This is a genomic window from Pseudomonas hamedanensis, from assembly GCF_014268595.2.
In the GTDB taxonomy this organism is placed as follows: domain Bacteria; phylum Pseudomonadota; class Gammaproteobacteria; order Pseudomonadales; family Pseudomonadaceae; genus Aquipseudomonas; species Aquipseudomonas hamedanensis.
Map to the genome: position 1 here is coordinate 2,941,921 of NZ_CP077091.1, position 13,086 is coordinate 2,955,006.

General features: G+C 60.3%; 10 protein-coding genes. 5 read left to right on the forward strand and 5 right to left on the reverse strand.

Features of this window, described 5'->3' with window-relative positions; genetic code table 11:
- Positions 1-27: 27 nt before the first annotated feature.
- Entirely contained in the window at positions 28-2,859 is a 2,832-nt protein-coding gene (locus tag HU739_RS12775) for an RHS repeat domain-containing protein (RefSeq protein ID WP_186551325.1), read from the reverse strand.
- A 169-nt stretch (positions 2,860-3,028) separates the two neighbouring features.
- On the opposite strand from HU739_RS12775, the gene HU739_RS12780 reads away from it, so the two are divergent.
- From HU739_RS12780 to HU739_RS12790, 3 genes are all read left to right on the forward strand, one after another.
- Complete coding sequence (locus HU739_RS12780) at positions 3,029-3,493, forward strand: multidrug transporter (protein ID WP_186551326.1); 465 nt, start codon at positions 3,029-3,031, stop codon at positions 3,491-3,493.
- A gap of 35 nt (positions 3,494-3,528) precedes the next feature.
- Positions 3,529-4,353, forward strand: coding sequence for an SDR family oxidoreductase (locus HU739_RS12785; protein ID WP_186551327.1), 825 nt, complete (start codon positions 3,529-3,531; stop codon positions 4,351-4,353).
- A 175-nt stretch (positions 4,354-4,528) separates the two neighbouring features.
- Complete coding sequence (locus tag HU739_RS12790) at positions 4,529-5,803, forward strand: hypothetical protein (RefSeq protein ID WP_186551328.1); 1,275 nt, start codon at positions 4,529-4,531, stop codon at positions 5,801-5,803.
- A gap of 55 nt (positions 5,804-5,858) precedes the next feature.
- Here the strand turns inward: HU739_RS12790 and HU739_RS12795 are convergent, their stop codons facing one another.
- The 4 genes from HU739_RS12795 to HU739_RS12810 all read right to left on the reverse strand — a co-directional run bounded on the left by HU739_RS12795 (position 5,859) and on the right by HU739_RS12810 (position 10,771).
- Positions 5,859-6,725, reverse strand: coding sequence for an efflux RND transporter periplasmic adaptor subunit (locus HU739_RS12795; protein ID WP_186551329.1), 867 nt, complete (start codon positions 6,723-6,725; stop codon positions 5,859-5,861).
- 25 nt (positions 6,726-6,750) lie between these two features.
- On the reverse strand, positions 6,751-6,951 hold the full coding sequence (locus HU739_RS12800) for a DUF1656 domain-containing protein (RefSeq protein ID WP_186551330.1): 201 nt from the start codon (positions 6,949-6,951) through the stop codon (positions 6,751-6,753).
- The gene (locus tag HU739_RS12805) at positions 6,941-9,133 is read right to left on the reverse strand and encodes an FUSC family protein (RefSeq protein WP_186551331.1); all 2,193 of its coding nucleotides are present in this window, start codon (positions 9,131-9,133) and stop codon (positions 6,941-6,943) included. Before HU739_RS12805 ends, HU739_RS12800 begins: the two co-directional genes overlap by 11 nt.
- A 138-nt stretch (positions 9,134-9,271) precedes the next feature.
- Positions 9,272-10,771: an efflux transporter outer membrane subunit gene (locus HU739_RS12810; RefSeq protein WP_186547189.1), complete on the reverse strand. Its 1,500-nt coding sequence runs from the start codon at positions 10,769-10,771 to the stop codon at positions 9,272-9,274.
- Positions 10,772-11,046: 275 nt separating this feature from the next.
- Between HU739_RS12810 and HU739_RS12815 the strand changes: the two genes are divergently transcribed.
- Positions 11,047-12,015 carry a LysR family transcriptional regulator gene (locus HU739_RS12815; RefSeq protein ID WP_186547190.1) on the forward strand — a complete coding sequence of 323 codons (969 nt, stop codon included), beginning with the start codon at positions 11,047-11,049 and terminating at the stop codon, positions 12,013-12,015.
- 417 nt (positions 12,016-12,432) lie between these two features.
- Positions 12,433-12,807: a DUF6124 family protein gene (locus HU739_RS12820; RefSeq protein WP_186547191.1), complete on the forward strand. Its 375-nt coding sequence runs from the start codon at positions 12,433-12,435 to the stop codon at positions 12,805-12,807.
- Positions 12,808-13,086 lie beyond the last annotated feature (279 nt).

Below are 13,086 nucleotides of genomic sequence, written 5' to 3' on the forward strand. Positions count from 1 at the left end.
GCCCGCTGTCGGCTGAGTGGGGCTTTTTCAGCTGTGGGTGTTCTGCCGTCGTGGTTTTGGCCGGGCATAGCCGCCCATTGATTGCTGCCTCCCCGCGTAGGGTTTTGGCGCCACCAGGCCAATGAAGTCCTGCGTACGCTCCAGCGCTTGAACGGTGCTCAATGTTTGAATGGACAGGTCGGATACCGCTTCGAAGAGCTCAGCGTCCGGATTGCCGGCAGTTGCCAGCTCGGTCACGATGGCCTGCGTTCGGAAGGTTGCCATATCAATGTCTGCCGGAATGTGTTCCCACGTTTGACTCAACGCCTCTGCATTCAGCCCTCGGGCTGCAAGGGCAAACTCCCGCCCCGTCTTCATCAGCCCCGGTGCCTGCGATCCAAGCGTGTCGCCGACGACCGACATCAGCTTGTCCTCAGCCTTGGTGCGAGCGATTTTTACCAGCCTTGATCGTCCCTCTGGCGTACGAGGATCATGTGCGACCAGTTGCAGTTTCACTTGGGCAAGACTTTGCTGTTTTTTGGGTTCGACGCTTTCGACGAAAGCCTTGGGGTTCATCTCCCGCCCGGTGAAGTTGATCGAGCGGTTCAACTGATAGGTATTCACGACTTTACCAATGGCAGCGTCCGCCAACTTGCCGCCGGCTTGCGTACCCAGCTTCGTCCCCAGCGCACTTCCCATCGGCCCGAGCGCGCCACCCAATCCGCCGCCTATAGCCCCGCCTAACGTTTGAGCGCCCGCGCTCACCGCGTGGCTGGCCAACTGCGTAACGACTCGCCTGCCAAGCGCCCGAAAGCGATGTCGCGCCTGGGTATGGTTGAGCAACGCGTTTCTGACGTCAGCGGCTGCCGAAGTCATTGATTCGAGCAAAGCGCTTTGCTTCTGCGCACTGTCTGCCAGCGCTGAGGTATCGGCCTTGCCGCCGCCATCACTGTCCACGTAGCGGATGGGCGAGTTGCCGACCATTTGGTAAAGGTTCGGCCCATCGACAAACCCTTTGGGATCGGGATTCAACCAGCGCTGGCGCCACGGCATGTAATAGCGATACCCGTAGTAATAAAGCCCGGTGGCGTCGCGTTCCTTACCGCAGTAACGCACGGTTTTGTAGCTGACATCAGGCTCGTCGGCCCATGCAGTCGCACCAAAGGGATAGAAGTGCTCGCGGCTGATCAGCTGTGCATCAGCGTCCAGTTCAAGGCTGAGCGAACCCAGATGATCGCTGAAACTGTATCGGTAAAGATCATTGGCGCCCGCCGGTGGCGGACTTGCCCAATGCAGGACGCGGACGCTGTTGAGTCCGGTCTGAACGGTGATCACTTGCAAGCTCTCACCCGTGCCAGTGTCTGTGCGCAACTCCAGCGACGGCAGATAACGCACCTGCGCCAGAAGACTGCGCGCACCCGTCTGTGTCGTGTACGTTTTGCATACCCGCTGACCGGCGCCGTCATAGCGATAGCTTTCGCAATCGTCCGCGCCTGATTGACGTTGCACGGTCACCACTGAATGGAGTTGATTGCGCAGATTCCACTGCAACTGGCGTCCCTGCTCCAGCACCAGCAAATTGCCAAGTGCGTCGAACGCTGCGCCGATCTCTGCCTCATCGGGCGGCTCGCCGTTGCGCCATGGCAGGCAACGATTGCTGTAGCGCGCGGCCTGCATATCATGACCGGGACTTTGCGCGCCGACATGGGTCAGCGTGAGCAGGTTGCCGCCGGCATCATAACGATAGTTCTGCGTGTAATTGGCCACGGCTGTCGGCCCGCCACCACCCGCGCCGGCCTCCCAACCCGTGGCTTGGCGCAACTGGTAAAGCGTGTCGTAGCGGAAACGACTGATCGGCTCGATGCGCTGGTTGGCGAAGTGGCGAACCGGCAATGCCAGGTCTTCAATGCTTGTTACATTGCCCATCCGGTCATAGGCATACAGCAGGTGTTGCAACACCGTGCCCAGTCGGTCCTGAGCATGACGCGTGAGCAACCGGCCGTCTTCGGGACGGTAACTCAGCGCGGTCAGTACACCGTTGCCCGCCCGTTCCTGGGTGACCTGCCCTTCGGCGTTGTAGCGAATATCGCTGACCAGCGTATGCCCCTCGGTCTGAGGTTCGAGCAGCAGATCAACCGCACGCAGCCCCCCATCCAGGGTCAGCGCGAAGCTCTGCCGATGACCACAGGCATCCACCTGTTCGAGCAGCGATCCCTGCGGCGCAAAGCGCCACTGTGTGGTTGCCCCTGCTCCGGGTTCAAGCAGCTTCTGCCGATCAGCCACGGCTTCAGGCCAATCCGGGGCAACCAACTCGGCGCTGAAGTGACGGGTGTTTTCGCTGCACGGCCCGGTGATTGCAAACTGCGCGAAGAGGACGCTGCCCGCCGGATCGTCATGGCGAATCAACTCACCGAGCTGATTGCACAGCGGGTCGCCCGCGCCAGGTCGGCCATAGGTAAAACGCTCGGCACAGCGGCGCGGCACGCCAATGCCTGCCTCGAACACAGCGACCGGTCGCAGCAAGTCATCGTACCCAATTTCGCGAAGCGTGCCCCGGCCATCCCAGCCAAACAGCATCTCGCCAGCCAAGCCATGCAACTGGACGTGCATTCCCGCATCGGTACTGTCGGAGCGCAGAAGCCTATCGTTCAAGCCATGGACGGCGCGGAGGCTGGCAGGTGCCTGCGGATCAGTCGCTTGCAGCGCCCACAGGCGCGCATCCCATTGTTTGACCGCACGCCCGCCAGCGTCGCGCAAGGTTCGCTCGATCCGGGTTGCATTGGTTTGAGTGTCCTCAGCCCGCCAGTAATTTACTGTCGCGATGTCCAGCCCGCGCGGATCGCTCACCGCAAGCGTTGGCGTGTTGCTGTGGATGCCCATAGTCCGTCAACGTCCCTGAGTGCCTTTTTCCATAAGAGCAATAACGGGCCGGGACGCCCACTGTCAGAAATTACAGTTCCGACGGGCGGTGTGCGGGTAACCGCCGCGAATATCCATTGTGCGACGCCTTCGGTAGGATGGGGCTCATTCACCGACGGAGCGTTCAAGCATGTTCATCGGCATCCTGCTGGTCATCACCTGGCTGATCCTGTTGCTGCGCTATCCGGCCAAGGCCCTGCCTGTTTCGGTGGCGGCGGCGATTGGCCTGGGCTTCGTGGCGATGTGGGTGGTGTGGCTGGACCATCGCGAAATCAAGCAACTGGCGCGCCTGGACTTGCGCATCGCCTATGCGCCCGAGCAATGCCCGGCGGATCGCCCGTTACAACTGAAACTGAGCAATGGCAATAGCGTGCCCCTGACCGAATTGCGCTGGCGCATTGCGGCCTATGCTCCCGGCGACACGGTCAACCTGGCCGACAATCAATACACCGCGCCGCGTTACCGCGGCCCGGGCGAATTGCAGGCCGGCGGCACCTGGGAAGACTGTTTGCCCCTGCCGCCGCTGCGCCCCGGTTATCGGCCGCAAACCCTGGAGTTTCGCGCCGAGCATTTGCAGGGTAGTTTCTCCGACTGATCCCCTCCCCCACTTTTTTGCACAAGGAATGCGCCATGCCCGTTGCGTTGATTACCGGTTGTTCCAGTGGCATTGGCCGCACCCTTGCCGATGCTTTCAAGATGGCCGGCTACGAAGTCTGGACCACTGCGCGCAAGCCTGAAGACGTGGCCGCGCTCAGCGTCGCCGGTTTCACTGCGGTCCAGTTGGACGTCAACGATGGCAAAGCGCTGGAACAACTCGGCGAGCGCCTCAACCAGCAACATGGCGGCCTCGATGTGTTGATCAACAATGCCGGGTATGGCGCGATGGGGCCGTTGCTCGATGGCGGCGTGGCGGCCATGCAGCGGCAGTTTGAAACCAACGTATTCTCGATCGTCGGCGTCACCCGCGCGCTGTTTCCGATGCTGCGCCGGAGCAAAGGCCTGGTGGTGAATATCGGCAGCGTGTCAGGCGTGCTGGTCACGCCATTTGCCGGTGCCTACTGCGCCTCGAAAGCGGCGGTGCATGCGTTGAGCGATGCCCTGCGCATGGAACTCGCGCCATTCGGTATCCGTGTGATGGAAGTGCAGCCCGGCGCGATCGAATCGAGCTTCGCGAAAAACGCCGGACATGAAGCGGAACAGTTGATCAATGAGCAATCGCCGTGGTTTCCCTTGCGTGAAGGCATTCGCGCACGAGCCAAGGCCTCGCAGGACAAACCGACACCGACGGTTGAGTTTGCTGCGCAGTTGCTGCAAGCCGTGCAGCGGAACAAGCCGCCACGGCTGATCCGCATCGGTAACGGCAGCCGGGCGTTGCCGTTGCTGGCGGCATTAGTGCCCAAGGGTTTGCTGGAAACGACGCTGATGAAGCGCTTCGGATTGCGTGGGCAGCTCTGACATCACGCCCACGTGTTGTCGAGAAAACTCACTCACACTTTTTTGCCGAGAGCACCTGTCAACTCTGACAGTAGACCGCTTTGGAGGCACGTCACAAGATAGCGCACGGGGACGGAACGCCTCGCGGATCAATGCCGAAGGGCATTGAACAACGAAACTTCAACCTTGGTGCGCCATGAAGACTGGACAATTGCATAAAACCGGAAGCCCTGATCTGGAGTTCGGACTACAGGGTCAACTTACCCTAAGCCAACTGAATATTCCCGCCGAATTTGAAGGAACACGTCTGGTTAAAGGCCTGGCTTTACAACCCGATGGGAAAATAATTGTCGGGGCAGAACTGTTCAACGGCGTACCGGGGCTTCACGTCTATGCTTTGATGCGTTTGCATGATAATGGCGCCCTTGATGACACATTCGCCACAAAAGGAATCACATCCGGCAGCTTTCTCGATGGTCAACACTGTGGTGGTGAAAAAGTAATGGTGCTGCCCGATGGGAAACTACTGTTACTGGGCTGGACACTTTACAAAGACGGTTGGGCGCATTTGGTCATTGCCCGTTTTGATCAAGAAGGAAACGTCGATGGGGGTTTTGGTGACCGAGGACAATTGGTCATCGAAAACACTGCAACAAGCAAGTTGGTAAAAACTTCGCAATCGCTCAGCATCGACGCCGAGGGCAAGTTCTGGGTGACGGCAAACTACGTCGATCCGCAAACATCCGATCACTTCAGCGGGAGTATTTTCAGTATCAACCCGGATGGCGACTGGAATACGGATTTCAATCGAACAGGTCGACTGGATTTCAAAGACACCCAAAGACCCTTCACTACAGTCAACGCCTGTTTGTCACAGGATGGCAGACTCTTGATTGCTGGCAACACACTTCAGGAAGGTCTGGACACCGCTTATGTCGCTCGACTTACTTCGGATGGTCAACTTGATGACAGTTTCGGCGACCCGCAGACACGCGGAATGCACACCCTTAGAGTCAATGACAAGGATTGTCGATTCAACGACCTGGATCAAAGAATCGACGGCAGCCTGGCGTGCTTTGGTCAGTGCGGGACCGACCTGGAGACAGAAAGCCAAGGCCTGCTGACCCTTCTGACTCCGGATGGAAAGCCTGATCAAAGCTTTAACGAAGGTAATCCCCTGCTTACGCAGCTCGCGCAACAGTCCGGCACTCGCTGGCGTTGTGGCTACGTACAAGCGAATGGTTGCATGGTGGCATTGTCGGGTGATAGCGAACTGTATCTGGCGCGCGTTCTGCCTCAAGGTATCCCCGACAAGGATTTCGGCAACCTGGGCCAGGTAAAACTGGACAATGCGGACTTGGGCCAGCTTCCCCCATTTCAACTGATCAAGCGCTCCGACAACCGCATCCTTTTGTCTTTCAACTTCGAGCATCTGGATGGTCTGGGTCGAATTGACAGCTACCTCGGCTGACAACACCATCAAAATGGATTCAATTGCCTGCTCGCGAATGAGGCGACTCGGTCTGTCAGAGGTTCGCCGGAGTCTGATTCACCACCACCGTGCAGGTAATCCCCGCCGCCAGCAATACCCCCTCCGGCACTTCGTCAATGTGAATCCGCACCGGCACTCGCTGGGCCAACCGCACCCAGTTGAATGTCGGGTTGACGTCGGCGATCAGCTCGCGGCTTTCCGGGTTGTCGCGGTCATAGATACCGCGGGAAATGCTCTCCACATGGCCCTTGAGCACTTCGCCGCTCATCAACTGCATGTCGGCTTTGTCACCGATACGAACGTGCGGCAGTTTGGTCTCTTCGAAAAAGCCATAAACCCAGAACGAGTTCATGTCGACCACGGCCATTTTCGCTTCGCCGATGCGCGCGTAGTCGCCGCGGTGCACGTTGAGGTTGGTCACGTAGCCATCCACCGCGGCGCGCACTTCGGTGCGTTTGAGGTTGAGTTCGGCAGCCTCCAGTTGCGCCTGGGCGTGTTGGTAGTCGGCCAGCGCGGCGTCGGCGATGTTGCTGGCGTCGTCGCGGTTTTCCCTGGAGATCACCAGGTTGTCCAGATCGGCGCGGCGATGGGCGTTGACCTTGCGCATCTCCCAGGTCGACTTGCGCGAAGCGACCAGCGACTGCGCCTGCTTGACGGCGATGCGGTAATGCTCGGGGTCGATGCGCATCAGCAAGTCCCCCTTCTTCACCAACTGATTGTCACGCACCGGCACTTCGACCACTTCGCCGGTAACGTCGGCGGCGACGTTGATGATGTCGGCGCGAACACGGCCATCGCGGGTCCACGGCGTGTTCATGTAGTGCTCCCACAAGGTGCGGCCGATCCACAGCGCCAGAGCCAGCACCAGCAGGGTCGCGAGCAGGCTGAAAAACTTTTTCATCAGAGCCTTCTTTAGAGACAGAGAGTCAACGGTAGATAGTCAGCGCCATGGCGCCAAACAGACAGGTAAACAGGCTCAGGCGCAGCAGCGCCGGGTGCCAGAAAAAGCGGTACAGGTCGAACCCCGAAAGAAACCGATCCACCGCCCAGGCCAGTGCCGCAGCGATGAAAAACATCAGGGTCATGGTCGGCATGTACACGCCGTGGAAGGCGATTTCACGAGGCATGGGCAAGTCCTTCGGGCCTGGCGGGAGCGAATTCGGCGAGCGGTGATTGCGGGTCGAGCAGCGAGGTGCGGATGAAATGCAGATAGCTTTTCACCCGGCGCAACGCCGACGTGTCGAAGTGCGGCGCGAACGGCTCATCGGTGGCGGCGACGCGGCTGATGGCGTGATCGACGGCGACCAGTGCGCGCTCAAGATTGCTCGCATTGGGTTGCAGAAACAGACGCACCAGCGCCCGGCCCATCACACGAATTGCCTGGCGCCATGGCTGCGACTCGGCATAGGCCGGGTGCACCGGCAGGATCGCCTGTTCCTTGCGCAACTCAATGATCGCGTGGCCGACTTCCAGCACCACGAACATCCAGCGCAGAAGACGTTTCTGCACCTTCGGTTGCCCGGCCGCGAGGCCATAAGCCTGGTGCAGCAAATCGCGGGTACGGCTCTCGAAACTCGAGGCCAGGCCTTTAAGCTTGCCGCTGATCGCATAGACCACTTGCCCGCGCAAGTCCTGCTCCAGGCGTTGCCACAACCAGCGGCTGTTGGGCGGCAGAATAATCGCCCCGGCGGCCGCGCACACCAGCATGCCCATGACCATGGCGATGTAGTCGTTGATGAAGGCGTAAGGGTTGTAAACGGTCAGGTTGTCCGGCACCGAACCGGTGCTGAAAAAGATCAGCAAACCGAGGCCGACACCGGCGTATTGTGGCCGCGAAGCGAGGAACGAACCGAACACGATCACCGGTGCGAGCATCACGCACAGCAAAGGAAAACCATCGATCCACGGAAAGATGAAAAACATCTCGACGAAGCCGATCAAAGCGCCGAGAAACGTCCCGCAAGCCATTTGAAAGGCCATGCGTTTCGGGTTTGGCGTCGCCGCGGACAAACCGACAGTCGCAGCGGCAATCAGGGTCATGGTCGCACCGCTCGGCCACGCGGTGGCGACCCAGTAGCTGCCCAGCACGATCAGGATGAATGAAGCACGAATCCCCGAAGCCGCAGCCGCCCACCAGTTGGTTTGCGGGGTGAAGGGTTCGTCCCAGCGTTCGCGTTCGTGGCGGTGATCGGCCAGCGACGCGTGGGTCTGCGCATAACTGTGCAGGTCATCAACGAAGCGATAAAGCAATTCGTAGGCGGTGTGGAAATCCAACTGCTCAGCCTCACTCGGCGCGCTCTGCTGAAAAATCCCGCGCAAGCTGCGCACGCGTGCCGGCAAGCCTTCCTTGTAGGTCGCAAGCGCCGTGGCCAAACGCGCCGCATCGGGGCTGGTCAGGGCACGACCGCTGAAGCCGTCGAGCACTTCGGCGAGATCCTGCAACCCCGGTTTGATCGCCGCCACCACGTGCTCTTCAGCGTTGCCGCGCAGGCGTTCGAGCAATTGATGAAGTGCGTTGAAGCGCGTGGTGATGCCCATGAACTCGCTGTTCAAACGGCTCAGGCGACCGTTGCGCCGGCGCATGTGAGGGTCTTCGAACACGGTCACGCTGCGCAGCCCTTCCAGGCCCACCGCTTCGGCGATGAAGCGCACGTTGCTGGCTTCGAAAGACTCGGCTTTGCTGCGCCCACGCAGGCCATCGGTGACGAACAACGCGAACACGCCGAAGCGCTGATACAAGGCGTTGCGCATCGCCGCACTGGCGGTTTGCGGCAGGATCGCGGCGCTGATCAGCGTCGAGCAAAGAATCCCCAGCGAGATTTCCAGCACCCGCCAGACCGCCGCCATAAAGGCGCCGTCCGGGTGCGCGAGCGCCGGCAAACCGACCATCGCCGCGGTATAACCGGCGAGCACAAAACCGTAGGCGCGAAAGTTACGGCAGCGCGCGGCACCGGCCGAGCAGAGGCCGACCCAGATCGCCAGCGCGCCGAGAAACAGTTCGGTGTTCTGCGCGAACAAGGCGATCAGCGTGACCATCACCGCCGACCCGGCCAACGTGCCGAGGAAGCGGTAGAAACTCTTGGCAAACACCTGACCACTCTGCGGCTGCATCACGATGAACACGGTGATCATCGCCGTGCGCGGCTGCGGCAATTCCAGACGCATCGCCAGCCACAGCGTGAGGAACGCTGCGATCAGCACCTTGAAGATATACACCCAGGTCACGCCATCGCTGCGTGCCCAGTCGAAGAAACCGCGGCGCCATTCAAGGGAGTAGAGCCAGCGTAAAGGGGCGGGCAAAGAGGTCATTCGTTAGCGCTCAAATTTGGGCATGACACGGTCCCTGTAGGAGTGAGCCTGCTCGCGATAGCGGTGTGTCAGCTGACATTTGCTTTGCCTGACACAACGCTATCGCGAGCAGGCTCACTCCTACAGGGGGTTGTGTGTTCAACGCAGGAGCGCCGGTGTTTTCGGGGCCTGGGTCTGCTCGGTCGTCGGCACGTCATAACCGGCACCCAGTCCACCGCCCAGCGCCGTCACCAGCTCGGCATGCGCACTCAGTCGCGCCGCCTGCACCTGCTGCTGCACTTGTTGCTGTTTGAACAGCAAAGTCTGGGCATTCAGCACATTGAGGTAATCGGTCAGCCCGCGCTGATACGCGATCATCGCGATGTCGTAAGTCTTCTGCGCTGCGGCTACGGACTCGGCGGCGAACGCCTGCTGTTTGTCCATCGACTCGCGGCGAATCAACTGGTCGGAGATATTTTTCAGCGCGTTGACCAGCGTCTGGTTGTAATGCGCCACGGCGACGTCGTAGCCAGCGGACGCTTCACCCAGTTCAGCGCGCAGACGCCCACCGTCGAAGATCGGCAACGAAATCGCCGGGCCGACGCTGTAGTTGAGTTTCTTGCCGGTCAAGAACTCCAGCGCCCCGCCGCCGGTGGCCATGTAGCCGAGGCTGCCGACCAGATCGACGTTGGGATAGAACCCGGCATGAGCGACATCGATGCCACGGGCTTGCGCCGCCACTTGCCACCGGCTGGCGACCACGTCCGGGCGTTGCCCGAGCAATTCGGCAGGCAATGCCGACGGCAACTTCAACGGTGCCGCGAGGGACAAAGTCGGGCGCAGCAACTGCGCACCGGCGCCCGGGCCTTTCCCGGCCAGCGCGGCAATCTGGTTGCGGCTGAGGGCGATTTCTTCATCGAGCGCATCGAGTTGCCGATGGGTTTCCGGCAGCGGTGCTTCGGCCTGGCTGACTTCGAAGTGAGTGCCGATGCCGCCACTCAGGCGTTTCTGCGCCAGGTCGAGAATCTGCTGTTGCTGCTTGAGCGTCGCCGCGGCGATGTCGCGCTGAGCGTAATGCAGCGACAGCTCGATGTAGGCACGCACCAGGTTGTTCTGTAACTCCAGCTGCGCCTGACGCGCCTCGGCGGCGCTCACGTGCGCCAGATCCACCGCGCGTTCGCTGGCATTGCTTTCGCGGCCCCAGAGGTCAAGGGCGTAGCTCAAGCCCAGCGCGGCGTTGTTGTCCCAGGTCGTGCTGTTGGCCAGCTCACCCGGACCGTAGAACTGATCGGTCGGCCAGTTGTGGCGCTTGAGCGTCGATTCGCCGCTTACTTGTAATGATTCGGCCGCCTCGGCGACACCGGCCATCGCCCTGGCCTGACGCACCCGCGCCGCCGCCATGGCCATGCTCGGGCTGCCCTGCACGGCGAGGTTGATCCAGCGATTGAGTTGCGGGTCGCCAAATGCTTGCCACCATTGCGCATTGGGCCAATGGGCGTCTTTGGCGGCCTCGGCAATGGCTGCATCGGTGGCCAGTGAATCGGCCTGCAGCGCCTTGCCTTGCGGGGCAATGCCTTGGGTTGAGATGCAGCCGCCGAGAGCCAGGGAAAAAACCAGAACACTGAGCGGCAAAAGCGCTCTGTTGATGCGACGCGGCACAGCTGCGAATTCCTGAGAGAGGGGAAGAACCGAGACCCTGTGGGAGCGGGCTTGCTCGCGAAAGCGTTCTGTCAGCCGACAGACACGTTGCAGGTAAAATCGCCTTCGCGAGCAAGCCCGCTCCCACAACGGCGCAATTCTATGGAGCTGCCCTGACGGCGATAAGCTGGGATTTCTGTGAATCTTTGTTACGGTTAACGAGATAATCCCTTGGTCGGGGGTCTCAGCCCCTGAAACTTCGTGTCACAATTTGCCATCTCCCTTGAGAGCACCCCATGGACACTTTGCAAAACATGCGCGCCTTCAGTTGTGTCGCCGAAGCCGGCAGCTTCACCGCCGCCGCTGTGCAACTCGACACCACCACCGCCAACGTCTCGCGCGCGGTTTCCAACCTCGAAGCCCACCTGCAAACTCGCCTGCTCAATCGCACCACGCGGCGCATCGCCCTGACCGAGGCCGGCAAACGCTACCTGTTGCGCTGCGAACAGATCCTCGCCTATGTCGAAGAAGCCGAAGCGGAAGCCAGCGACGCCCACGCGCGCCCGGCCGGGCAATTGAAAGTGCACACCATGACCGGCATCGGTCAGCACTACGTCATCGACGCCATCGCGCGCTATCGCAAGACCCACCCCGACGTAACCTTCGACCTGACCCTGGCCAACCGCGTGCCGGACCTGCTCGATGAGGGCTATGACGTATCGATCGTGCTCGCCAGCGAATTGCCGGACTCAGGTTTTGTCTCGCAGCGCCTGGGCATCACCTACAGCATCGTCTGCGCCTCCCCGGCCTACGTGAAAGCCAACGGCACCGCGCAGAAACCCAGTGACCTGCTCAACCACGCCTGCCTGCGCCTGGTCAGCCCGGTGATCCCGCTGGAAAAATGGGCCTTCGACGGCCCGGACGGCCAGGAAATGGTCACCATCAACAGTTCGCCATTCCTGGTGAACTCCGCCGACGCGATGAAAACCGCCATCACCAGCGGCATGGGCATCGGCGTGCTGCCGGTCTACGCCGCGATCGAAGGCCTGCGCAACGGCACGCTGGTGCGGGTGATGCCGAACTACCGTTCGCAGGAACTCAACCTGTATGCGATCTACCCGTCGCGGCAGTATCTGGATGCGAAGATCAAGACGTGGGTGGAGTATTTGCGCGGATCGTTGCCGGAGATATTGGCGGCGCATCAGGCGGAATTGGCGGCGTATGAATTGAGTGGGAGTCTGGCAGGCGTCCGCGTCGCCACCTGAGTTTTAAACACTCGCAGGTTTCGTGTAGGAGCTGACGAGTGCAACGAGGCTGCGATCTTTTGATCTTGCTGTTTAAAAATCAAAAAATCGCAGCCTACGGCAGCTCCTACATCGCAGTGATTTCACGGAAGTTTCCGACAGGTTTTGCAGGTTGTCCGTCGGAAGTGCGCTGGCTAGGATTTGGCGGTTGCTGACGAATCAGCGACCGGGTCTGGAAAACCCGCAGGATCACAGCGCATGACATAATGCCGCGCTCTTTCAGCGCCGGTATTCAAGTTATGGCGGCTGTACGTGGGAGACCTTCGGGTCTGCCGGGTTTGATCCTTTGCCGGTTTTTCCAGTCCGCGTACAGCTGCCACCCCTTTCGCCTGGAAAACGAAAAAATGGCAGCTCCATTAATCCAAAAGGATCTTTGCCATGTTCAAACCGACACCCAATCCACCCGAATCAGAAAGCACCTCCCCTTACCAATCCCCCGATTCAAAAAAGCTCCACGACGCCGCCGAGCGTGCGCTGGACCACTACCTCAAACCGTCCGCCAGCGCGCAGCAAAGCCACAAACCCAGCACCATGTTCCAGGTCGCCCCGGACCAGGACAATGAAAGCCTGCTGGCCCACGCCTGCGAATCCCTCGCCTCGGCCAGCATCATGAGCAGCGACATCGCCGCCTACGTCGACAGCCCACAGCGGCACACGATATTGGCCATCCAACAAGTGATCATGCTGGCGGAACTGGCAGTGAATCGGGTGCTGGATAATTACGAAATCCAGCAATCGCCGACACACAATTAAGTCTCTGTGGGAGCGAGCCTGCTCGCCAAGGCTTCTGCACATTCAACATTCGGGTGTCTGATAAACCGCTTTCGCGAGCAGGCTCGCTCCCACAATTCTGGATCGTGTACATCAGCAAGATATGAGTCGCTGTGAGGCCGCCTTCGCTGGCAAGCCAGCTCCCACAGGGACAGGGTGAATCTGGCAGAGATAGGTTGGCTGTGAGGACGCCATCGCGAGCAGGCTCACTCCTACAGTTGGAATGCATACACCAGTGATAAACAGGTCGAATGTCAGATC

What these genes read in the sequence shown, in the direction of transcription:
- HU739_RS12790 (WP_186551328.1), top strand. Translation starts at nt 4,529, where the DNA reads ATGAAGACTGGACAATTGCATAAAACCGGAAGCCCTGATCTGGAGTTC.
- HU739_RS12780 (WP_186551326.1), top strand. Translation starts at nt 3,029, where the DNA reads ATGTTCATCGGCATCCTGCTGGTCATCACCTGGCTGATCCTGTTGCTG.
- HU739_RS12815 (WP_186547190.1), top strand. Translation starts at nt 11,047, where the DNA reads ATGGACACTTTGCAAAACATGCGCGCCTTCAGTTGTGTCGCCGAAGCC.
- HU739_RS12805 (WP_186551331.1), bottom strand. Translation starts at nt 9,133, where the DNA reads ATGACCTCTTTGCCCGCCCCTTTACGCTGGCTCTACTCCCTTGAATGG.
- HU739_RS12785 (WP_186551327.1), top strand. Translation starts at nt 3,529, where the DNA reads ATGCCCGTTGCGTTGATTACCGGTTGTTCCAGTGGCATTGGCCGCACC.
- HU739_RS12795 (WP_186551329.1), bottom strand. Translation starts at nt 6,725, where the DNA reads ATGAAAAAGTTTTTCAGCCTGCTCGCGACCCTGCTGGTGCTGGCTCTG.
- HU739_RS12775 (WP_186551325.1), bottom strand. Translation starts at nt 2,859, where the DNA reads ATGGGCATCCACAGCAACACGCCAACGCTTGCGGTGAGCGATCCGCGC.
- HU739_RS12820 (WP_186547191.1), top strand. Translation starts at nt 12,433, where the DNA reads ATGTTCAAACCGACACCCAATCCACCCGAATCAGAAAGCACCTCCCCT.
- HU739_RS12800 (WP_186551330.1), bottom strand. Translation starts at nt 6,951, where the DNA reads ATGCCTCGTGAAATCGCCTTCCACGGCGTGTACATGCCGACCATGACC.